Annotated in this window: 22 protein-coding genes; 8 read left to right on the forward strand and 14 right to left on the reverse strand. The window is 62.5% G+C overall.

The window, feature by feature from the left end; all coding sequences use genetic code 11:
• Window positions 1-154 precede the first annotated feature (154 nt).
• Window positions 155-1,018: a universal stress protein gene (locus ACF8MI_RS09395; RefSeq protein ID WP_200929235.1), complete on the forward strand. Its 864-nt coding sequence runs from the start codon at window positions 155-157 to the stop codon at window positions 1,016-1,018.
• A gap of 65 nt (window positions 1,019-1,083) precedes the next feature.
• Here the strand turns inward: ACF8MI_RS09395 and ACF8MI_RS09400 are convergent, their stop codons facing one another.
• From ACF8MI_RS09400 to sfnG, 6 genes are all read right to left on the reverse strand, one after another.
• Window positions 1,084-1,287, reverse strand: a complete 204-nt coding sequence (locus tag ACF8MI_RS09400; protein WP_060500475.1) for a formate dehydrogenase subunit delta — start codon at window positions 1,285-1,287, stop codon at window positions 1,084-1,086.
• Window positions 1,284-4,166, reverse strand: a complete 2,883-nt coding sequence (gene fdhF / locus ACF8MI_RS09405; RefSeq protein ID WP_060500473.1) for a formate dehydrogenase subunit alpha — start codon at window positions 4,164-4,166, stop codon at window positions 1,284-1,286. The genes ACF8MI_RS09400 and fdhF overlap by 4 nt, the downstream gene beginning before the upstream one ends.
• Window positions 4,163-5,722 (reverse strand): NADH-quinone oxidoreductase subunit NuoF, encoded by a 1,560-nt coding sequence (locus ACF8MI_RS09410; protein ID WP_104835215.1) that lies wholly within the window; start codon window positions 5,720-5,722, stop codon window positions 4,163-4,165. Before ACF8MI_RS09410 ends, fdhF begins: the two co-directional genes overlap by 4 nt.
• A complete protein-coding gene (locus ACF8MI_RS09415) occupies window positions 5,716-6,198 on the reverse strand; it encodes a formate dehydrogenase subunit gamma (protein WP_019098738.1) in 483 nt (160 codons plus the stop codon). The genes ACF8MI_RS09410 and ACF8MI_RS09415 overlap by 7 nt, the downstream gene beginning before the upstream one ends.
• A 227-nt stretch (window positions 6,199-6,425) precedes the next feature.
• Window positions 6,426-6,986, reverse strand: a complete 561-nt coding sequence (locus ACF8MI_RS09420; protein WP_060500469.1) for a hypothetical protein — start codon at window positions 6,984-6,986, stop codon at window positions 6,426-6,428.
• Window positions 6,987-7,080: 94 nt separating this feature from the next.
• The gene (sfnG, locus tag ACF8MI_RS09425; protein ID WP_060500467.1) at window positions 7,081-8,175 is read right to left on the reverse strand and encodes a dimethylsulfone monooxygenase SfnG; all 1,095 of its coding nucleotides are present in this window, start codon (window positions 8,173-8,175) and stop codon (window positions 7,081-7,083) included.
• A 259-nt stretch (window positions 8,176-8,434) separates the two neighbouring features.
• Here sfnG and ACF8MI_RS09430 point away from each other — a divergent pair, with 259 nt between their 5' ends.
• The gene (locus ACF8MI_RS09430; protein ID WP_104835217.1) at window positions 8,435-8,995 is read left to right on the forward strand and encodes a nucleotidyltransferase family protein; all 561 of its coding nucleotides are present in this window, start codon (window positions 8,435-8,437) and stop codon (window positions 8,993-8,995) included.
• A 59-nt stretch (window positions 8,996-9,054) separates the two neighbouring features.
• On the opposite strand, the gene ACF8MI_RS09435 is transcribed toward ACF8MI_RS09430, so the two are convergent.
• From ACF8MI_RS09435 to ACF8MI_RS09460, 6 genes are all read right to left on the reverse strand, one after another.
• The gene (locus tag ACF8MI_RS09435) at window positions 9,055-9,564 is read right to left on the reverse strand and encodes a ProQ/FinO family protein (protein WP_060500463.1); all 510 of its coding nucleotides are present in this window, start codon (window positions 9,562-9,564) and stop codon (window positions 9,055-9,057) included.
• A 113-nt stretch (window positions 9,565-9,677) separates the two neighbouring features.
• Window positions 9,678-10,232, reverse strand: a complete 555-nt coding sequence (locus tag ACF8MI_RS09440) for a helix-turn-helix domain-containing protein (RefSeq protein WP_060500461.1) — start codon at window positions 10,230-10,232, stop codon at window positions 9,678-9,680.
• A 144-nt stretch (window positions 10,233-10,376) separates the two neighbouring features.
• Window positions 10,377-11,735, reverse strand: a complete 1,359-nt coding sequence (locus ACF8MI_RS09445) for an aspartate aminotransferase family protein (RefSeq protein ID WP_060500459.1) — start codon at window positions 11,733-11,735, stop codon at window positions 10,377-10,379.
• A gap of 67 nt (window positions 11,736-11,802) precedes the next feature.
• Window positions 11,803-12,576 (reverse strand): gamma-glutamyl-gamma-aminobutyrate hydrolase family protein, encoded by a 774-nt coding sequence (locus ACF8MI_RS09450; protein WP_200929234.1) that lies wholly within the window; start codon window positions 12,574-12,576, stop codon window positions 11,803-11,805.
• 74 nt (window positions 12,577-12,650) lie between these two features.
• On the reverse strand, window positions 12,651-13,997 hold the full coding sequence (locus ACF8MI_RS09455) for a glutamine synthetase family protein (protein WP_104835218.1): 1,347 nt from the start codon (window positions 13,995-13,997) through the stop codon (window positions 12,651-12,653).
• 27 nt (window positions 13,998-14,024) lie between these two features.
• On the reverse strand, window positions 14,025-14,579 hold the full coding sequence (locus ACF8MI_RS09460) for a helix-turn-helix domain-containing protein (RefSeq protein ID WP_060500453.1): 555 nt from the start codon (window positions 14,577-14,579) through the stop codon (window positions 14,025-14,027).
• 213 nt (window positions 14,580-14,792) lie between these two features.
• Here ACF8MI_RS09460 and ACF8MI_RS09465 point away from each other — a divergent pair, with 213 nt between their 5' ends.
• Window positions 14,793-15,686 (forward strand): LysR substrate-binding domain-containing protein, encoded by an 894-nt coding sequence (locus ACF8MI_RS09465; RefSeq protein WP_060500451.1) that lies wholly within the window; start codon window positions 14,793-14,795, stop codon window positions 15,684-15,686.
• A gap of 99 nt (window positions 15,687-15,785) precedes the next feature.
• The gene (locus ACF8MI_RS09470) at window positions 15,786-16,490 is read left to right on the forward strand and encodes an SDR family oxidoreductase (RefSeq protein ID WP_060500448.1); all 705 of its coding nucleotides are present in this window, start codon (window positions 15,786-15,788) and stop codon (window positions 16,488-16,490) included.
• Between the two features lie 51 nt (window positions 16,491-16,541).
• On the opposite strand, the gene ACF8MI_RS09475 is transcribed toward ACF8MI_RS09470, so the two are convergent.
• The gene (locus ACF8MI_RS09475) at window positions 16,542-17,258 is read right to left on the reverse strand and encodes a murein L,D-transpeptidase catalytic domain family protein (RefSeq protein WP_060500446.1); all 717 of its coding nucleotides are present in this window, start codon (window positions 17,256-17,258) and stop codon (window positions 16,542-16,544) included.
• A gap of 85 nt (window positions 17,259-17,343) precedes the next feature.
• Window positions 17,344-18,378 carry a L,D-transpeptidase gene (locus ACF8MI_RS09480; protein WP_200929233.1) on the reverse strand — a complete coding sequence of 345 codons (1,035 nt, stop codon included), beginning with the start codon at window positions 18,376-18,378 and terminating at the stop codon, window positions 17,344-17,346.
• 263 nt (window positions 18,379-18,641) lie between these two features.
• Between ACF8MI_RS09480 and ACF8MI_RS09485 the strand changes: the two genes are divergently transcribed.
• From ACF8MI_RS09485 to ACF8MI_RS09500, 4 genes are all read left to right on the forward strand, one after another.
• Window positions 18,642-20,162, forward strand: coding sequence for an NCS1 family nucleobase:cation symporter-1 (locus ACF8MI_RS09485; protein ID WP_200929232.1), 1,521 nt, complete (start codon window positions 18,642-18,644; stop codon window positions 20,160-20,162).
• Window positions 20,163-20,247: 85 nt separating this feature from the next.
• On the forward strand, window positions 20,248-20,637 hold the full coding sequence (locus ACF8MI_RS09490) for a GFA family protein (RefSeq protein ID WP_081735858.1): 390 nt from the start codon (window positions 20,248-20,250) through the stop codon (window positions 20,635-20,637).
• 184 nt (window positions 20,638-20,821) lie between these two features.
• Window positions 20,822-21,151, forward strand: a complete 330-nt coding sequence (locus ACF8MI_RS09495) for a hypothetical protein (RefSeq protein ID WP_198750014.1) — start codon at window positions 20,822-20,824, stop codon at window positions 21,149-21,151.
• Between the two features lie 198 nt (window positions 21,152-21,349).
• Window positions 21,350-22,086: GyrI-like domain-containing protein (locus ACF8MI_RS09500; RefSeq protein ID WP_392517473.1), on the forward strand; the 737-nt coding region annotated here is incomplete at its 3' end.

Consider the following 22,086-nt stretch of genomic DNA (forward strand, 5'->3'; position numbering starts at 1 on the left):
CGTGCAACCACACAGAACAGGCAGGGCCGGCGATTATAGCGGCGGCGGCGGGCGGCGTCAGTGACTATGCTTCTTGATGTACATCAAGCGCCAGCGGGGGCCGCGCCGTCTATAGTCAGGCATTGGTCGCCACCTTTGAAGGGAGCTAACGCCCATGCAAGCCGTCCGCAGCATCCTTGTCGTCCTCGACCCCGAGCACGCCCACAGCCGGGCGCTGACCCGGGCCAAGCTGATTGCCGGCGTGACCGGCGCACGCCTGCACCTGCTGATGTGCGACAAACGGCATAACCACCATGCGCTGCTGAGCCTGTTAAGTAGTCAGCTGCACGATGACGGCTACGACAATGTCACCCATGAAGAGGCCTGGCGCGGCAACCTGCACGACACCATCATCTACGTGCAGCAGGCCGAGGGTTGCGAGCTGGTGATCAAGGAACACCGCCCGGACAACCCGCTGAAAAAAGCCCTGCTCACCCCCAGCGACTGGAAGCTGCTGCGCCAGTGCCCGTGTGCGGTGCTGATGGTGAAGAGTGAGCAGCCCTGGACGGGTGGCGTGATCCTGGCGGCGGTGGACGTGGGCAACCAGGACGAGGATCACCGCCGCCTGCATGCCAGCATCATTGACCATGGTTTCGAGATTGCCAAGCTGGCCAAGGGTGAACTGCATGTCATCAGCGCCCATCCGTCACCGATGCTGTCGGCGTCGGACCCGGCGTACCAGTTGAGCGAAACCATCGAAAAGCGTTACCGCGAGGCGTGCAAAGCGTTCCAGGCCGAGTACGACATTAGCGAAGAGCGTTTGCATGTGGCCGAAGGGCCGGCGGACGTGCTGATCCCGCATACCGAGCAGAAGCTGGGGGCGGTGGTGACGGTGATCGGCACGGTGTGCCGCACCGGGATTACCGGGGCGTTGATTGGGAATACTTCGGAGGTGGTGCTGGATGCTCTGGAAGGCGATGTGCTGGTGCTAAAGAGTGAAGAGGCCATCGCCCACCAAGCCGAGTTAGCCCACGGTTAAACCTACTGTTTCGCTTCACCGCACTATTACTGGGGCTGCTGCGCAGCCCCAATCAGCACCAGACGCTAGCCCAACGCCTCCCGCACCTTGGGGTCCAGCCCCTCCCCAGCATTGGCCTCGATCCACTCCGCCAATTGCCGGCGCATCGCCGGTGTCCAGAAGCTCTGCAAATGCTGCCGCACCCCTTGTACCGCCAAGGCCCGGTCCGGCTCGCTGTCGAAGTAATGGGCAATCTGGTTGGCCATCTTGACCAGGTTGTCGCTGCTCATCGGCGCACCTCGGCGTTCTCCTGTGTACGGCGCTCCTTCAGCAAACGCCGCTGCTCATCACTGAAGTCCTGATAACGCTTCTGCCACTGCGACGGCTGGAACACTTTCACCACTTCCACCGCCGTTACCTTGTACTCGGGGCAGTTGGTGGCCCAGTCGGAGTTGTCGGTGGTAATCACATTGGCCCCCGACTCGGGGAAGTGGAAGGTGGTGTACACCACGCCCGGTGCGACCCGCGCGCTGACCTTGGCGCGCAGTACGGTCTGCCCAGCGCGGCTGCCGATGCCCACCCAGTCACCGTCCTGGATGCCACGGCTTTCGGCATCGGTCGGGTGAATTTCCAGGCGGTCGGCGTCATGCCAGGCCACGTTGCCGGTACGGCGGGTCTGGGCGCCGACGTTGTACTGGCTGAGGATGCGCCCGGTGGTCAGCAGCAGCGGGTAGCGGTTGTTGACCTTCTCGTCGGTGGGCACGTAACCGGTGAGCATGAAGCGCCCCTTGCCCCGCACGAACTGGTCGATGTGCATGGTCGGCGTGCCATCGGGTGCGGCGTCGTTGCACGGCCACTGCAAGCTACCGTGGCGGTCGATTTCGGCATAGCTGACGCGGCGGAAGGTCGGCGTCAGGCGGGCGATCTCGTCCATGATCTCGGACGGGTGACGGTAGTTCATCGGGTAGCCCAAGGCGTTGGCCAAGGCCACGGTCGCTTCCCAGTCCGCCTTGCCTGCCAACGGTTCCATCACCTTGCGCACCCGCGAAATCCGGCGTTCGGCATTGGTGAAGGTGCCGTCCTTTTCCAGGAACGAGCTGCCTGGCAGGAACACGTGGGCAAACTTGGCCGTTTCGTTGAGGAAAATATCCTGCACCACCACGCACTCCATGGCGTGCAAGGCCGCCGTGACATGCTGGGTGTTGGGGTCGCTCTGGGCGATGTCCTCGCCTTGGCAGTACAACGCCTTGAAGCTGCCGTCCAGCGCGGCTTCGAACATGTTGGGAATGCGCAGGCCTGGGTCAGGCTGCAGGGTCACTCCCCAGGCGCGTTCGAACTCCGCACGCACATTCTCGTTGGAAATGTGCCGGTAGCCCGGCAGTTCATGGGGGAAAGAGCCCATGTCGCACGAGCCCTGCACGTTGTTCTGCCCGCGCAGCGGGTTCACCCCTACCCCTTCACGGCCGATGTTGCCGGTGGCCATGGCCAGGTTGGCAATGCCCATCACTGCGGTGCTGCCCTGGCTGTGCTCGGTCACGCCCAAGCCGTAGTAAATTGCCGCGTTGCCACCTGTGGCATACAACCGGGCAGCGGCACGGATCTGTTCGGCGGGCACGCCGCAGACCGGGCCGAGCACTTCAGGGGCGTTGTCTGCCAGGCTGACGAAATCACGCCAGCGGGCAAAGTCTTCTGTTTCGCAGCGCGCATCGATGAAGCGCTGGGCCAGCAGGCCCTCGGTGACGATCACATGAGCCAGGGCGTTGAGCATCGCCACGTTAGTGCCTGGGCGCAGTTGCAGGTGCAGCTCGGCGCGGGCATGGGGCGAGTCGACCAGGTCGATGCGCCGTGGGTCGATCACGATCAGCCGCGCGCCCTGGCGCAGGCGGCGCTTGAGCTGCGAGCCGAACACCGGGTGGGCATCGGTGGGGTTGGCGCCTATCACCAGCACCACGTCGGCCTGCATCACCGAATCGAAGCTTTGTGTGCCGGCCGATTCACCCAGGGTTTGCTTCAGGCCATAGCCGGTGGGTGAATGGCACACCCGCGCGCAGGTATCGACGTTGTTGTTGCCGAACGCCGTGCGCACCAGCTTTTGCACCAGATAGGCTTCTTCGTTGGTGCAGCGGCTGGAGGTGATACCGCCAATCGAGTCACGCCCGTACTTGAGCTGGATGCGGCGGAACTCGCTGGCGGCATACGTCACCGCCTCGTCCCAGCTCACTTCCTGCCACGGGTCTTCCAGCCGCTTGCGGATCATCGGCTTGGTAATACGGTCCGGGTGGGTGGCGTAGCCCCAGGCGAAACGGCCCTTGACGCAGGCGTGGCCATGGTTGGCGCCGCCGTTCTTGTCCGGGACCATGCGCACCAGTTGGTCGCCTTTCATTTCGGCGCGGAACGAACAACCGACACCGCAATAGGCGCAAGTGGTGATGACCGAGCGCTCAGGTTGGCCAAGCTGCACCAGGCTTTTTTCCGTCAGGGTTGCGGTCGGGCACGCCTGCACGCAGGCGCCGCAGGAGACGCACTCGGAAGCCAGGAAGTTGTCTCCGCCCGCCGCCGCCACCCGCGACTCGAAACCGCGCCCGGTAATGGTCAGGGCGAAGGTACCCTGGATGTCCTCGCAGGCGCGCACGCAGCGGCTGCACACAATGCACTTGCTGGGCTCGTAGTCGAAATACGGGTTGGAAACGTCCTTTTTCTCGGCCAGGTGGTTGGCGCCATCGTAGCCGTAGCGCACCTCGCGCAAGCCCACCTGGCCCGCCACGGTCTGCAGCTCGCAGTTGCCGTTGGCCGAACAGGTCAGGCAGTCCAGCGGGTGGTCGGAGATGTACAGCTCCATCACGTTGCGGCGCAGGCCAGCCAGGCGTGGGGTTTCGGTGCGTACCACCATGCCTTCGCTGACGGGCGTGGTGCAGGACGCCGGGTAGCCGCGCATGCCTTCGATTTCCACCATGCACATGCGGCACGAGCCGAAGGCTTCGAGGCTGTCGGTGGCGCAGAGCTTGGGAATACTGGTGCCAAGCATGGCGGCAGCGCGCATGACGGAAGTGCCGGCGGGCACGCTGATGGCACGGCCATCGATGCTCAGGCTGACCTGCACGTCGCTGTCACGGGCCGGGGTGCCGAGGTCGCCGCTTTTATCCAAAGCGGGGTCGAAGAAATTGATCACTGCGCGGCCTCCGTGGTGGTCAGCCCGAAATCGGCGGGGAAGTACTTGAGGGCGCTGGCCACCGGGTAGGCGGTCATGCCGCCCATGGCGCACAGCGAGCCGTACTGCATCGTGTCGCACAGGTCGCGCAGCAACAGGGCCTGGTCGTGGCGTTCAGTGAAATCCTGGGTCGCCATCAACCGGTCGACCACTTCCATGCCACGGGTAGAGCCGATGCGGCACGGGGTGCATTTGCCGCAGGACTCTTCAGCGCAGAACTGCAGGGCAAAGCGCGCCATGCTGGCCATGTTCAGGGTGTCGTCGGCCACCACTACACCGCCATGGCCAAGCATCGCGCCCATGGCGGCGAAGGCTTCGTAATCCAGCGGGGTGTCGAAGTGGCTGGGCGGTACCCAGGCGCCGAGCGGGCCACCGACCTGCGCAGCTTTCAGCGGTCGGCCACTGGCGGTGCCGCCGCCATAGCCTTCGACCAGTTCACGAAGGGTCAGGCCGAATGCGCGTTCCACCAAACCGCCCTGGCGGATATTACCGGCCAGCTGGAACGGCAGGGTGCCCAGCGAGCGGCCCATGCCGAAGTTGCGGTAAAACGCTGCCCCCTTGGCCAGAATGATGGGCACCGAAGCCAAGGTGAGCACGTTGTGTACGAGTGTCGGCAGGCCGAACAACCCTTGCAGCGCGGGCAGTGGAGGCTTGGCGCGGACGACGCCCCGCTTGCCTTCGATGGATTCCAGCAATGCGGTTTCTTCGCCGCAGATATAGGCGCCGGCGCCCACCCGCACTTCCAGGTCGAAGGACTGGCCGCTGCCGGCCACGTCAGTGCCGAGATAGCCGGCATCGCGGGCGATGGCCAAGGCCTGGTCAAGCACACGAATGGCATCGGGGTATTCCGAACGCACGTAGATGTAGCCTTTGTCGGCGCCCACAGCGAGGCCGGCAATGCTCATGCCTTCGATCAACAGGAACGGGTCGCCTTCCATCAGCATGCGGTCGGCGAAGGTACCGGAGTCGCCTTCGTCGGCGTTGCACACCACATACTTTTGCCCGGCGCCGGCGTCGCGTACGGTGCGCCACTTGATGCCAGCGGGGAACGCCGCGCCGCCACGGCCACGCAGGCCGGAATCGAGCACGGCAGCGACCACATCGGCGCCGCCCATTGCCACGGCAGCTTCCAGGCCGGCGAAACCACCCTGGGCGCGGTAGTCGTCCAGCGACAACGGGCGGGTGATACCGGCGCGGGCGAACAGCAGGCGCTGCTGGGTTTTCAGGTAAGGAATGTCTTCGACCGGCCCCAGCGCCAGCGAGTGGCCACCGGGTTCACCGGCCAGGGCATCGAGCAGCGAAGGCACCTCCTGCGGGGTGACCGGGCCAAAACCCAGGCGCCCTTGTGCGCTGTCGCACTCGACCAGCGGCTCCAGCCAGTAAAGCCCGCGTGAACTGGTGCGCTGGATATCCAGCGGTAGCTGGCGACGCTCGGCCTCGCGCTGCAAGGCATCGGCCACCTGGTCGGCCCCGACGGCACGGGCCACCGAGTCGCAGGGGATATAGAGCTTCAGCATGCTGCGTCCTCCCGGCAACCGTTGACCAATGCGCGCAGGCGCTCAGGGGTGAGCCGCGCATGCACCTGGCCGTCCAGCTCCAGCGCCGGCGAACAGGCGCAGGCACCCAGGCAGTACACCGGGCGCAGGCTGATGGCACCGTCGGCGCTGGTGCCGTGGTCGTCCAGTGCCAGCTGTTCGCGCAATTGCGCGGCCAGGGCCTCGGCGCCACGGCTCTGGCACGACTCAGCGCGGCACAGGCGCAAGGTGTGGCGCGCAGGCGGCGTGGTGCGGAAGTCGTGATAGAAGCTGATCACCCCGCGCACCTCGGCCAGGCTGAGGTTCAGGGCATGGGCGATTTCGGGAACAGCGGCATCGGGGATATAGCCGATGTCGTGCTGGATGGCATGCAGGATCGGCAACAAGGCGCCTGGGGTAGCCTTGTCACGGGCCAGAATGCGCTGGATAACGGGCAGGTGGAGCAATTCATCAGGCATACAGCGGACCTCGGCATCACGGACCCTGCCTGAATTATTGTGGGGGCAGGTGTCCGGCGTGTTCTGCTGCGGCGCGCCGGCCACGTCACGGTTGCGCGGTCTGGCGGCCTCCTTGCCGACGGCCGTGCATCTGCGTGCACTGGTCCGAGGCATCCTGCAAGCATGGCACTTGTGGCGCCAGGAGGTTGCGTGCGAACGACCAGGCGCGTCCTGAAACCGACCTGCGGTTAAGGCTTAGCGGTTTCAATCAGCTTGTCGAACTTGCGGTTCAATTGCGCAAACTTCTCGTCACTCTTCGCCCGGGCCTTGATGTTCCCGACCGAGCTGGCCTTGTCGGCAATGGTCACCACGGTCCAGTCCCAGTCTTTGGAGACCCAGTACACCAGCTCTCCCTCTGCAGAAAACGCTTCCAGCCGGCCACCGGTATTTGGCACCCGTTTGGCCTGCTTCGTCATCGGCAGCAGTTGCTGGACCCGCGCCTCGTCAGTGGTATCCAGCCGTACCTCAACCTGGCGAAGCTGGTCGGCTTCATTGAACGACGCTTTCACCTGTGAAACGGGAACACCGCCCAGGCTGTAGTCGTTCTTGGGGTTGGCGCCCTGATAAAATTCGGTGGGCACCTGATAGTGATAGCCCGTGAAATGCTCAACCTCGCCGAACTGCTGCTGCAGAATGGCCAGGACCTGAGCCTTGGGCATACCGAGGGTAAACTGGCCAACTTCAAGCGCCGACCAGGCTTGCAAGGGGAAAATCGCGCAGGCGAACAGGAGCGGTAAGGTCCGTTTCATGGGGTAGTCTTCCTTGAAGTAAGCCCGTCAACCTAACCCCTGCACGACAATCCGACAATACTGGCAGGGTGCCAAGCCCTCCCTGCCCACGGCCTCAGGCTACTGCTTTGTCCAGGCCACGCTCGGCTTCCAGCGCCCGCACCAGCGGCAACACGTGCTCGCCGAAGTACGCCACTTCCTCCTGGAAATGCAGGAAGCCGGAGAGGATCAAATCCACCCCCACCGCCTTCAACGCGACGATGCGTTCGGCAATTTGCTGCGGTGTGCCGATCAGGTTGGTCTTGAAGCCGTCGTTGTACTGCACCAGGTCCTCGAAGCTGGACTTCGCCCAGTTGCCCTCGCCCTCCGGGCTGGCCGAACCGGCATGCTTGACCTCCTGGCCAAACGCTCGCACCGCCTCGGGGTTGGCCTTGTCGATGATTTCTTGCAGCACTGCCCGCGCTTCTTCCTCGGTATCGCGGGCAATGATGAAGGCATTCACCCCGATCTTTACCGAGTGGCCGTTGGCCGCCGCCTTGCTGCGGATGTCGTCCACTTGGGCCTTGATCCCTTCCACGCTGTTGCCGTTGGTGAAGTACCAGTCCGACACACGCGCAGCCATGTCCCGTGCCGCACGCGAGCTGCCGCCCTGGAAGATTTCCGGGTGCGGTTGCTGCAGCGGCTTGGGTTTGAGGTTGTAGTTACGGAAGCGGTAAAAGTCGCCGTTGAAGGTGAAGTTGTCCTGGGTCCAGATGCCCTTCAACGCGCGGATGAATTCTTCAGAACGGCGATAGCGCTCGTCGTGATCCAGCCAAGGCTCACCGATGGCATGGAACTCGCCCTTGAACCAGCCCGAAACCACGTTGATGGCGATACGGCCCTGGGTGAACTGGTCGATGCTCGCCAGCTGCTTGGCCGCCAGCGCCGGGTTCCACGGGCCTGGCAGGATGGCGGCGATGACCTTGAGTTTTTCCGTGGCAGCCAGCAGCGCGTGGCTGATGGTGACGGACTCATGCTGGTTGTCGGCGCCATAGCCCGCTGTGAAACGGATTTGCGACAGGGCGTAATCGAAACCGGATTTTTCCGCAATTTGCGCCAGCTTGCGGTTGTAGTCGATGTCCCAGCTGGTGCGCTGCTCGATGGTGCTGACCACCAGGCCACCGCTGACGTTGGGGACCCAGTAGGCGAATTTGATTGGGGCGTGGCTCATGGGGAGGCTCCTTGGTGATTCGTGAGATACAAGGAGGTAAGAGCAGCAACTGTGCCAATGCTTTAATGTCTTTATTTTCAACTGGTTATTGAGAACGAAAGGCGATGTTGGGTGCATATGACCAAACAATCTGTGGGATCACTGTTGCCTGCGCAACATCACCACTAGCGGTTAGGTTATGCGGGCCTGCGAGGGTGATGAGCTGAGCGTGATTCAGGTAAGCTCGACCGCTGCAATGCAACCATCAAGGACGGTACCCATGCATTCACTGACCGATGAGCAAGTGCTGGAGAGCATCCATGAAAACCCGGTAAACCGGGCGCTCCTGACGATCCTGCCAACGCTGGATGTTCCCCAGTGCATGTTGACTGCGGGCGCCCTGTTCCAGGCCTTCTGGAACCAGCGCGCGGGACTGCCTGCCGACTGGGGGATCAAGGACTACGACATCGCCTATTTCGACACTGACCTGTCCTGGGAAGCAGAGGACCGGATGATTGCCAGGGTGCAGCAGGCCTGTGCGCACCTTGGCGTCAATGTCGAGGTCCGCAATCAGGCCCGCGTTCACCTGTGGTACCAGGCCAAGTTCGGCGGCACTTACGCGCCTTTACACAAGGTGACCGATGGCATCGACCGCTACCTGATCCGCTCGACCTGCCTGGGCGTTGATGCACACACAGGCGCGCTGTACAGCACGCATGGCCTGGAAGACCTGCAGAACAACCAGCTGAGGATGAACGCGTTGAATCCTCGCCCCGATTTGTTCAAGGCAAAAGCCGGCAGTTATCGCGAGCGCTGGCCATGGCTTGCCTTGGTCGAGTGAAGGCCTATGCCATTACCTTACTCACGTTGACCTTGCACCAGGCAAGCCGCCCGGGCGTGTCAGTCGGCGGCGGGAGCCGCTGCTGTGTCGGTGGCGGGGGCCGGAGCCTGCGCTTTCGACTTCGCACGGTTGCGACGGTCCTGGCTTCGCTGCCGCGATGCCTGCTGCTTGGCATGCAGTGCCTGAGCGGCGGTCACAGTGCCAGCGGCTTGGCCGGTCAAGTCCAGGCGTGGAGCGTTCTCGACCATACTTGCCCAGTACCGGGCACCCCGGCACCAAGTCGAGATGCCCAGCTTGAGCTGCTCACGGGTTAGCCCGAGCAGCTCCAGGTGTTGCTCGGCATCCTTGAAAATACCCTCTTTGAGCGGCACCTTGGGGGCCGGGTTGACCGGGAAGGCCAACGGAAAATGCTTCTGCAATGGCCAAATCGCCGCGACCGCCGGATCCTGCTCGCGCGGCTTCGCCTGCGGGGACGGTTTGCGCTTGGGCTGCTTCGGGCTCTGGGCCTTTTCCTGCTGTTTTTCCGCGCGCAGGCGGTCGCGTAGCGCTGCTAGTTGTTCAAAACCCATCGTTCAGTTCACTGCTTCGAAGTTGATTGCGTGGCGCAAGGATACCCTATGCAGCCCGTACAGTGTTTACAGGTCATCTTTCCTGGCCAACCGAGACACGCCGAGCGGGCCTTTCAGCTGAACACCCAGAGTACCCGTGTGGGCTTGTCGGTGAGGTTGGCGTAACGAAAGCGGGCGTGGGGTTGCAGCTGAAAGCTGTCACTGGCGCGCAGCGTTACCGGCTCACCGCCGCCCAGCCACACGGTCAGTTCACCTTCGAGCACGAAGCAGCCCTGCTCCGAGCTGTCGTCCAGGTACTCCTCGCCGCTGCTGGCCCCCGGCTCCAGATGGCTATCGAGCATGGAGAACGCGCCCGATATGGTGGGGGATGCCAATACATCGGTGATGCCGCCCGCCAGGTGAAGCGTGCGACGCTCGTGCGGGCGGGTGACCCAGTCGAGCTCGCGGGGTTTTTCCAGCTTGTAGAAGTAGGCGGTCGAGACACCCAGCGCTTCACTGATGGCGGTAAGGTCGGCCACGGTCGGGCGTGATACGCCCCGCTCGACCTGGGACAGAAAGCCCACCGAACGGCCAATTCGCTGGGCCAGATCGCCCAGGGTCAGGCCTTTGAACTTGCGCAGGTCGCGAATCAGTACTGCCAGGCCTTCGATTTCTTCGTGCACTTTCATAGTTGAATCGCGACTTTCAGACAGGAAATGAATGCCCTGAAAAGTACATGATCCGACTCGCAAAGCAAAATGCTTCACAGGTGTACGTCTTGCCAGCCGGGCAAACCGGGGCCGCCTTGCGACCCCGGTGCAGCCAACGGCCGCTTAGCGAACAGCCTCGTACGTCAGGTCCAAGCACTTGCGGGCCTTTTCCACCAGTTCGTCAATCTCCTCAAGGCTGATCACCAGCGGTGGCGCGATGATCATGGTGTCGCCCACGGCGCGCATGATCAGGCCGTTGTCGAAGCAGTGCTGGCGGCAGATCATGCCCACGCCCTTGCCTTCGTAACGGGCGCGGGTGGCCTTGTCTTTCACCAGCTCGATCGCACCGAGCATGCCCAGGCCACGCACTTCGCCTACCAGCGGATGGTCGGCCAGCTCGCGCAGGCGTTGTTGCAGGTACGGCGCGGTTTTATCGTGCACTTGCTGGATGATCTGCTCGTCACGCAGGATGCGCAGGTTCTCCAGGCCCACCGCCGCCGCCACCGGGTGGCCGGAATAGGTGAAACCGTGGTTGAAGTCGCCACCTTCGCTGAGTACCTGGGCCACTTCGTCACGCACGATCACCCCGCCCATGGGGATGTAGCCAGAGGTCAGGCCCTTGGCGATGGTCATCAGGTCGGGTTTGAGGCCGTAGTAGTCGGTACCGAACCACTCACCGGTACGCCCGAAGCCGCAAATCACTTCGTCGGCGACGAACAGGATGTCGTACTTGGCGAGGATCTCCTTCACCTTCGGCCAGTAGGTCTGTGGCGGAATGATCACGCCACCGGCGCCCTGGATCGGCTCGGCGATGAAGGCAGCGACGTTGTCTTCGCCGACTTCAAGGATTTTCTTCTCCAGCTGCTCAGCCGCCCACACGCCGAATTCGGCCTCGGTCATGTCGCCGCCTTCCCCGAACCAGTAAGGCTGCGCAATGTGCACGATATCCGGGATCACCCCGCCCTGCTGGTGCATGCCGCTCATGCCGCCCAAGGCTGCGCCCGCCACGGTAGAGCCGTGGTAACCGTTGATGCGACCAATGATCACCTTCTTGTTCTTCTGGCCCTTCAGCGCCCAGTAATGGCGGACCATGCGCAGCACGGTGTCGTTGCCTTCGGAGCCGGAACCCGTGAAGAACACATGGTTCATGCCTTGCGGGGCCACATCGGCGATCGCCTTGGCCAGCTCCAGCGCAGGCGGGTGAGCGGTCTGGAAGAACAGGTTGTAGTAAGGCAGTTGCTTCATCTGCTGGCTGGCGACTTCGGCCAGCTCATCGCGACCATAGCCAACCGCCACGCACCACAGGCCGGCCATGCCATCGAGAATCTTGTTGCCTTCGCTGTCCCACAGGTACACGCCCTTGGCCGAGGTGATGATGCGCGGGCCTTTCTCGGCCAGTTGCTGCACATCGCTGAACGGCGCCAGGTGGTGGTCGCGGCTCATGGCCTGCCAGGCCAGGGTTTGCGGATTCTGTTCACTCATTGCTTTCGCTCCATCGCGTTGCGCAGCGAGGCTGCGCAGGTACTTTTTCTAGTTGGGAAAGGTCGCTTCAGGCAGACAGCAACAGCTTCTGGCGCAATACCGAGCGCTGCCGGCAGGCCTTGCCGAAGGACTGGAAGAGGGTCAGGTAGTGCGGGTTGTCCATGACCTGGAACTCAGGGTGCCATTGCACCGCAAGGGCAAAGCCCTTGCCGTTCTCGACCGAAATCGCTTCCACCAGGCCATCGGGTGCCAGCGCTTCCACCCTCAGCCCCGGGGCCAGTACATCGATGCCCTGACCATGGATGGAATTGACGTCGAAGATCGCCGGCAAACCCATGCGGTCGAGCAGGCCACCAGGCTCTACATGCATGGTGTGGCGCGGGCCATACTGCTTTTCGATGGGCTCGCCCTTGCCTTCACGGTGGTCCATGAACACCCCGGCCTCGTGCACCTTCTGGTGCAGGGTGCCGCCCAGTGCCACGTTCATTTCCTGAAAGCCACGGCAAATGCCGAGTACCGGCACACCGGCAGCGATAGCCGCACGCATCAGCGGCAACGTGGTGGCATCACGCAGCGGGTCGTGATGGGTGCCCTCGGCACTGGCCGGGCCGTTGTAGTGAAACGGCTCGATGTTGGACGGCGAGCCGGTGAAGATCAGCCCGTCCACCACGTCGAGAATATCGGCGCTGTCCACCAGCTCACCGAGGCTGGGTATCACGATGGGCAAGCCACACGCCGCCTTGGCCGCCGCGCGTGCATACTTCTCGGCGATGGTCTGGGTGGCATGCTGCTCAATCATGCTGGTGCATGCGGTAATGCCAATAACGGGCACACGTGGCATATCTTCCTCCGGCAAATCGGTATTGCGCGTGGTGTTTGAACGTTGGAAAGGCGTCGCTGTACGAACGGCGCCAGCTACAGGAACCAGCGGTATTCGCGGGCATCGATGTGGCGCATGAAGTCCAGTTGCTCCTGGTATTTGTTTTCGCAATACACCATCACGAACTCACTGCCCAAACCCTGGTTGACTACCGGGTGGTGACGCATGGCGGCTAGGGCGCTGAGGGCATCCTTGGGGAAGTCGATGCCGCTCTGGCGGTTGTCGTTCAGCGGGGCGATGGGCTCAACGCCGCGGTCCAGGCCGTGCTCCATGCCGGTCAGGATGGCCGCCAGCACCAGGTACGGGTTGGCATCGGCACCCGCGAGGCGGTGTTCGATGCGCAGGTTGCGCGGGTCGGACTCGGGGATGCGAATGCACGCATCACGGTCTTCGAAGCCCCAGCTGGCCTTGCTCGCCGCGTTGACCATGGCGCCATAGCGGCGATAAGCATTGTGGTTAGGGGCGAAGATCGGCATGCAGTGCGGCAGCAACTCCAGGCACCCGGCTACCGCATGGCGCAGCTTGCGCTGTTCGGCACCGGCAAGGATGTTATTGCCAGCGCTGTCGTACAGGCTGACGTGCACATGCATGCCGCTGCCTGGCGCATCCAGGTAGGGCTTGCTCATGAAGCTGGCACGGTAGCCGTGCTTCATCGCGATACCCCGGGTGCTGCGGCAGAACAGCGCCGACCAGTCCGCCGCGCTCAGGGCATCGTCGCTGTGGGAGAAGTTTATCTCGAACTGGCCTGGGCCCAGTTCCGCCGTGATGACGTTCGCTGGCACACCCTGCTCATTGGCGCCATCCACCATTTCGTGCAGCACTGACGAGAAGCGCGACAGCCGCTCGATGTGCATGTTCGGCTGGTCGTCTTCATCCCCGGTCGCCGTGTCGCGTGGGTACTGCGGCAGGCCGTTATCCAGCTGGCGGTCGAACAGGTAGAACTCCAGCTCGAACGCCACCACCGGGCGAATGCCACGCTTGGCCAGGCGTTCGATAACGCGGGCCAGCACCTCGCGGGGCTCGAACTCGATCGGCTGGGCGGTGCCGTCGGAGGTAATCAGCATCTGGGCGATCACTTCCTTTTCCCAGCGCACCGGTTTCAGGGTGCCTGGTACCAGGCGCCGGGCGGCGTCCGGGTCGCCGTCGGCGAAGCAGTAGTCACCAATCGGGTAGAGCCCACCCTGGGTGCCGAGCAGCACGCAGTTCTGTGGCAGCTTCAGCGGCGCGCCGGCGGCGACCTTTTCCAGCATGTCCATGGGGTAACGCTTGCCGTAAAAGTGCCCGGGGATATCCAGCGCAATCAGGTCGACATAACGTATGGCCGGGTGCTGCGCTCGAAACGCGCGCACTTCAGTCAGCAGATCCGGAAAGATGACACTCATCTTCTTATCCTTGTGAGTTGAACGAATTCAATTGAAGACCCAGAGCACGCGGGTGGGCTTTGCCGTCAGGTTGGCGTAACGGAACTGCGCGTGGGGTTGCAGCTGGAAACAGTCATTGGCCTGAAGGGTCACGGCCTCGCCTTGGTCCAGCCATACCGTGAGTTCGCCTTCGAGCACGAAGCAGCCCTGCTCGGAGCGGTCACTCAGGTACGCCTCGCCACTGGTGGCGCCGGGCTCGAGATGACTGTCGAGCAGGGAGAAGGCACCGGCGATGGTGGGCGACGCCAGCACATCGGTGATGCCCGACTCCAGGTACAGCGTGCGCCGCTCGTGGGGGCGCGTGACCCAGCCGATGCTGCGGGGCTTGCTCAGGTTGTAGAAGTACGCGGTCGACACGCCGAGCGCTTCGCTGATGGCGGTGAGGTCGGCCACGGTCGGGCGCGAAACACCGCGTTCGACCTGGGAAAGGAACCCGACCGAGCGGTTGATGCGCTCGGCCAGCTCACCCAGGGTCAGGTTCTTGAATTTGCGCAGGTCGTGAATAAGGATCGCGAGGGCTTCAACCTCTTCGTGCATCTTCATCGTTTCGGACTGCCGTGAAATTTTTAGAGTTATTTTTCATGAAAAATTACATGAAAAATTTCACGCGTCAAGCACAGAGATGCAAATGTGTAACCGACAACGACGTGGCTTAAGCGAAACAGCGCTGGATTGGCTGCGGTGGCGTGGGTTTCTTTAATGGTGCTCAGGGAGTAGCCTCGGCGTTGAATCTTTGCAGCCCGGGCCCCCATCGTCATGCCAAACGGTTTCCCTGACTTACCCTCACTCAACGCGCTACGTGTGTTTGAAGTGGTTGCCCGCCACCTCAACTTCCGCTTGGCTGCCGAGGAGCTGGGTGTTACCCAGGCCGCCGTTGCTCAGCAAATACGCGGGCTGGAAGCGAGCCTGAACCTTCGTTTGTTCGAGCGCCTGCCCCGGGGCCTGGCACTGACCGATGCGGGCCTGGGCTATAGCGGCAGCATTCGCAGTGCCTTGGCGATGATCGATGAGGCAACCCGCCTGTTGCGCCCGCAGACGTCTCACCTGACGGTCAGCGTTACCCCCACCTTTGCCTCGAAATGGCTTATTCCCAGGCTCGGCAACTTTGCGCAAAGCCACCCGGACATCGATCTGCGAGTGCTGGCCACCGATCGGCTGTCTCACTTCAGTACCGACGGCGTGGATATCGCGGTGCGCTATGGCAAGCCCGAAATTGGCGCGGGGTTGAACAGCGAACTGTTGATGGAACAGTACATCGTCGCCGTGGCCAGCCCAGCGTTGTTCGAGGGCACCCACATCCCCACCTGCTTCGAACAGCTGCAAGCCTTCATCATGCTTCACGATGCCCATGACTTCTGGCCCCGGTACCTTGCAGCCGTGTTCCCGCACCACGCCCAACCGACCGCCAGAAACCTGCGGTTCAACCAGACTTCATTGGCTATTGATGCCGCCATCAGTGGTCAGGGCATTGCGTTGGCCAGCCTGGCATTCGTCAGTGACGACATTGCCGCAGGCAGGCTGATTCAGGTCTTCGATCAGCCGCTGCGGCTGGACAAGTCGTTCTACCTGGTGTGGCCCCGCAAGCTGCAGCAGCCTGAGTCGCTTGACGTGGTTCAACACTGGCTCAAGCAGCAGGCTGACAATAGTTAATCTACTGTCAAGGTAAAGCTTGCCTGTCTCCCTCGCCCCTAAGGCTACTGCTAAGGTGAGTGCACCTAACCAATCAGCCGTTTCAGTTCTGGAGGCAGCATGTCAGTAGAAAAAGTTGCGATTATTACCGCCGGCGGTAGCGGCATGGGCGCTGCAGCAGCACGCCGCCTGGCCGCTGAGGGGTTCAAGGTTGGCATCCTTTCTTCATCGGGCAAAGGTGAAGCGCTGGCTGCCGAGCTTGGCGGCATTGGTGTAACCGGCAGCAACCAGTCGGTCGAAGACCTGCAACGCCTGGTCGACGCCGTGGTGGAAAAATGGGGCCGTATCGACGTGCTGGTCAATAGCGCCGGCCATGGGCCGCGCGCGCCGATCCTGGAGATCAGCGACGAGGACTGGCACAAGGGCATGGACACCTACCTGCTCAATGTCATTCGCCCGACGCGTCTGGTAACGCCTTTCATGCAGCGCCAGAAGGGCGGCGTGATCATCAACATTTCCACCGCCTGGGCGTTCGAGCCGAGCGAGCTGTTCCCGACGTCTGCTGTTTTCCGCTCGGGCCTGGCCGCATTTACCAAGATCTTCGCCGACAACTTCGCCGGGGATAACGTACGGATCAACAATGTCCTGCCCGGCTGGATCGACAGCCTGCCGGCCACCGAACAACGCCGCGACAGCGTGCCGCTCAAGCGCTATGGCACCAGCGAGGAAATCGCCGCCACCATTGCGTTTCTTGCCAGCGACGGCGCGGCCTACATCACGGGGCAGAACATCAGGGTTGATGGAGGTGTGACGCGTAGCGTTTAGGGGCTCATGCAGCTCTTCCGCTGGACGGACAGGGTTGGCCCGCCACTTCCCCTACTTGCTGGCAATCGACTGATTAGCCAGCGGGCAGCTCTGGGCGTTAAGAAAACGCGATGTTTTCAGCCAGTCCTGCTGCGGGTAATAGGCGAACACATAGCTACCGCGTTGCAGCGTCTCGATCAGCTTGCCGGCAATGGCCGGCCGAACAGCCGGGCACCCCTGGCTGCGCCCCAAACGACCGAGGCCCGGCACCACCTTGGGGTCGGCATATGCGGCGGCATGCATCACAATCGCCCGCGACATGCTGTTGTCATTGAACCCCGGCTCCAGCCCCTGCAGGCGCAGCGAGCGGCCGTGCTTGCCACTGTAAGTCTGGCCGGTCTCATACAAGCCGATAGACGACTGGTAGCTGTTCGGTGCGTTGGAAAACGCAGTCGGTACATCGGCGCCGCTGTTCTTGCCATGGGCGACCCATTCCTCGAACAACAGCTTCCTGGCACGCAGGTCGAACACCCACAAGCGTTTGTCACGCGAGGCCTTGGAGTAGTCGATCACCGTCAGCAACTTGTCCGCGTCGCTGTGACTGGCGCATGCGTAGGCGGTGAGTGCCAGGGCCAGGGTCGACAGGCTGGCGCTCGGGGCCAACTGCTGCAGCTCGGCGGCACTCGGCAGCGGTTGCGCGTGGGCGGCTTGCCAGGCGCCGAGGAAAAACAGGCCAATACTGGCCAACGAGAGCCGCGCGGCTCCCCGCAATGGTTTGAAGATCGACATGGATTACCTTGATGAAAACGTGACCGTTGTTGCCCCGATTGCAGCCAAAAGCGGCTACTTTGCTTGATTCCTCCGGCATTGCCGATCATTTCTTGACCAATGGTTTAACATCTTCACTGCCTTCGGTGCTGATTACCGTGAATTGTCCATTGCTGCGGGTATCCCGGGTGGACGCCCAGTCGGTGATCACCAGCATCGTGCCAACGTCCATCGCCGCCCGCAAATGGCGGCGGAATTCCGGGCTGATGCTCAATTGGCCCAATTGTTCATAAGGCGTGTTCCCGTACTCCGGGTTGCTCAGGCCCACCACCGACCAATGCAAAGGTAGCGCGCCATCGAGTGCCGGGGCGGATGGCTTTTGCAGCAGGGAATACACCGCCATGCCGCTGCGATGCTGGTTGCTATCAAGCGAAAGTGCCGGTGCCGAGCCGACCAGTTGGCCACCGCGAAACACATAGGCGCGCAAGTCGGCGCGGCTGATCAGGATCGACAGCGGCCCTGCCGTCGGGTCGGGGTCGTTCCAGAACTGTTGATTGCTCAAGACCAACGGGCCTTGGGCTTTACCCTCGCTGACCGTGGGCGCCAGCACCCCGGGGTGGTAGACCTCCACCGGTGCACTGTGGGTGTCGGAAACGATGACCGTGGTCGAACTGAAACCGGTCACTTCGTACAGCTTTTTGGCAAAGTCCATGGGCAGCCGCACGCAACCATGCGAGGCGGGGTACCCCGGCAGGTGGCCAGCGTGCAGGGCAATGCCGTCCCAGGTCAGGCGCTCCATGTAAGGCATCGGCGCGCTGTTGTAGAGGCTGGATTTATGCTCGACCTTTTTCTGCAGAATGCTGAATACCCCGGTGGGGGTTTCGCGGCCTGGCTTGCCGCTGCTCACGGTGCTGACGCCGATGGCGATGCCGTTGCGGTACACATAGGCACGTTGCTCGGTAAGGCTGACCACGACAGTCACCGGCCCCACCGGCGAGACCTGCGGGTACCAGAGAAACTGCCCAGGTTTGAGGCTGTCGAGCTGGCTCCTGAGTTGGGCCGGGGTGGGGACCTGCAGGGGGGCCGCTTCAACCAAGGCGACGGCCAGTAACAGACCCAGTCCGAGCGGTACATGCAACATCGAATAGCCCCCGTTAGAACCCTGCCCCCAGCTTAGTCGGAACATTCCCCGCAAAGCCAGCCGTTCACAGCACCAACCTGCGCGGGTGGTAACAACTGCGCCCAAGAATGTGCACGAACTTCCCACTTCAAGGCCCGGTTCATCACGACAAAAGGCAGCAAAACGGCGCGGAAACGGCAAACTCGATGAAACCTGCGGGTTGGTACGAATCTTGTTTGTATACAAGTCAAACAATAAAAGTACACAACCATCATGGAGTTCCGATGGCGTCGATTTCACGTTCCGATGTTGGCCACCTTGACGCGATACCCGTCGAAACGGCCGAGCCCGTTCAACTGGCATTGAGCCCGCGCCTGTACAGCGCCGACCTCGCGCCAACCCGCACGGCAAATCGCACCTGGGGGCGCTACAGCCTGTTTGCGCTGTGGACCAACGATGTGCACAACATCGCCAACTACTCCTTCGCCATCGGCCTGTTCGCCCTGGGCATGAGCGGCGCGCAAATCCTTGGCGCCTTCGCCCTCGGCGCACTGGTGATCTACGGCCTGATGAACCTGTCTGGCTACATGGGCCAGAAAACCGGCCTGCCCTACCCCGTCCTGTGCCGGATCAGCTTCGGCATCCACGGTGCACAGATCCCGGCCCTGATCCGCGCGGTGATCGCCATTGCCTGGTTCGGTATCCAGACGTACCTCGCCTCGGTCGTGCTGCGCGTGTTGCTCACCGCCATCGTGCCAGACCTCAAGGCCTACGATCAGAACGCAATCCTTGGCCTGTCGACACTGGGTTGGGTCACCTTCCTCGGCATCTGGTGCGTGCAGGTGGCGATCTTCGCCTACGGCATGGAAATGGTCCGCCGCTTCGAGTCCATCACCGGGCCGATCATCCTGGTCGCATTCGCCTGCCTGGCGGGCTGGATGTACTGGCGCAGTGGCTTGTCGATTGCCTGGTCCAGCGGCAACGCACCGACCGGCTCGACAATGTGGTTGAAAGTGCTCGGTGCCGCCGCCCTGTGGGTCTCGCTGTACGGCACCATGATCCTCAACTTCTGCGACTTCACCCGCAACTGCCCAGACCGGCGCACCATCAGCGTGGGCAACTTCTGGGGCCTGCCCGTGAACATGCTCGGCTTCGCGCTGATTGCCGTGGTACTCGCCGGTGCGCAGTTCAGCATCGACGGCAAGCTGGTGCAGGGCCCTACCGAAATCGTCGCCGCCATCCCCAACACCGCCGGCCTGGTGCTGGCCTGCCTGGCCTTCCTGATCGTCACCGTGGCGGTGAACATCATGGCCAACTTCGTCGCCCCGGCCTACGTGCTCGCCAACCTGGCCCCGAACCTGCTGAGCTTCCGCCGCGCGGGCCTGCTCAGCGCCGGCATCGCGGTGGTGATTCTGCCTTGGCACCTGTACAACAGCCCGTCGGTGATCGTGTATTTCCTCGGCGGCCTGGGCGCCCTGCTCGGCCCGCTGTACGGCATCATCGTCACCGACTACTACCTGGTGCGTCGCAGCCGCGTGAACCTGCCGCAGCTGTACAGCGAAAGCACCGAGGCCGCCTACCACTACAAGGGCGGGGTCAACCTGCGCGCCGTAGCGGCGTTCATTCCCGCTGCGCTGATCGCCATCGTGCTGGCGCTGGTGCCGGCGTTCGACACGCTGTCGCAGTTCTCGTGGTTCTTCGGCGCCGGTTTGGGCGGGTTGATTCATTACGCCATTGCCGATCGCAGTGCCAGGCATGCCGACGTTTCCGGTGAAAGCATCGCGGTGGATAGCGCGCAGCACTGAAAAGCGGCCAACAGGCCGCCCTGGCCAGTCGACGGATCAAGCCGGGGCAGTTACGCTGGCGCTTTCCACCTGCACGGAAGCGCCAGTGAAAGAGGCCTATCAAGGAAGCTGCCTGTGTGCAGCGGTCAGTTACCTGCTACTTACCCCACCCAAAGCAGTAAGCCATTGCCACTGCAGCCAGTGCCGCAAAAGCCACGGGGCCGCCTTCGCCTCATACGGCAGTGTTCCACGCAGCGGGCTGCGAATACTGCGCGGCGCTGCCAGCCTCAAGGCCTTTGCCTCCTCACCCACCGTAGTGCGCGAGTTTTGCGCCGAGTGCGGCTCTAGCCTGTTCTGGTCACGTTCCCAGGGTGAGTTTGCCGATTGGGTTTCAATCGCGCTGGGCACGCTTGATACACCGTTTCTGCCCAAGAAGCAGAAACACCTTCATGTCGACTCTGCTGCGCCTTGGTACACAGCCTGTAGCGCTGACTGAAACTCACGGCTGCACTGCCAGGGCGATGCCAAACGCGCGATAGCAATTGCCCGTGTGCGTGCAACTTTGGCGATTGAGCCCGGTCTGTATAGTCCCGCCGGGCACCCCACACCCCGTGCGGATGCCCATGGACCGGCGTCTTCATGATGCCTCTTGATCACAACCAAACCGATAAGGAAATCTCATGCGTACCTTCAAATACGTGCTCGCGGCGTTGCCATTCTTTGTTCTGGCCGGCTGCGGCAACGACGCCCTGGAAGGGACTTACGAAGCGACCACCACTGTAATGGGTTTCAAAAGCCCCAAGCAGAAATGGGAGTTCTCCAAGGACTACATCATCGCCAACGGCAGCAAGGTCAAGGTTGAAGAGTGGGAGCGCAAGGACGATGTGGTCACTGCGCGCAACAAGGACGGGCTTGCACTTATCAACGTGCGCGTACTGGACGGCGGCAAGCGTCTGGAGGCCGTTGGCGGCAGTGACATGGCCAAGAACGAGTTCGTGCGAGTGGATTGACCCACCTGTCAGCCAGCGCTCCAGGGGCCGCGTTGCGGCCCAACTTGCCTAACGGATCGGCATTGCGTTAAACCCACGAACACGGGCGCCCTCCACGGCATGGTCAAACGTATTCCCGATTGAGCAATCACGGCTAGGCACCTGGATGCCTGAACAACGGATGCTAGCGCTCACCGCACCTTCCGGAGATTCCGCTCGTTGACTGACTCACAGCACAACCCGACCTACGCAAAACGGTTCGAAGCCGTGCTTGCCTATATCGACAGCCACCTTGAAGGCGACCTGTCGGTGAATGCCCTGAGCCGCATCGCCAACTTCTCGCCGTTTCACTTTCATCGGCAATTCACGGCATACATGGGCGTTCCGGTTACACGGTATGTGCAACTGATGAGGCTTCGACGTGCGGCGCATCAACTGGTCGCCTCGCCCACAACGCCCGTACTGGAAGCCGCATTCGGCGCCGGCTTCGAAAGCCCCGAAGCCTTTTCCAGGGCGTTCAAGCGTGCCTTCGGCATGGCGCCGAGCGTTTTTGCCAAGGCCCCGAACTGGCAGGCCTGGAGTGCGGTGTTCGTTGTGCCTCACTTAACCAGGAGTATCACCATGCAGATCCGTATCGTGGATTTCGCCGAAACCCGCGTGGCCGCGCTTGAACACCGAGGGGCGCCAAGCCTGGTCGGCGAAAGCGTTGCGCGCTTTCGCCAATGGCGCATGCACAGCGGCCAATCGCCCGTCGCGACCAGCCGCACCTTCGGCATCCCCTACGACAACCCCGACACCACCCCCGCCCACGCCTTTCGCTTTGCCGTGTGTGGCGAGATGGACGAGGCTGTACAGCCCAATGATTTCGGCGTGCACGAACGGGTCATCCCAGCGGGGCGTTGTGCCGTGATTCGGCATACCGGCTCGCCTGACTACATTGGTGAGACCATTTATCC

This window comes from Pseudomonas sp. yb_9, assembly GCF_043103635.1.
Taxonomy (GTDB): domain Bacteria; phylum Pseudomonadota; class Gammaproteobacteria; order Pseudomonadales; family Pseudomonadaceae; genus Aquipseudomonas; species Aquipseudomonas monteilii.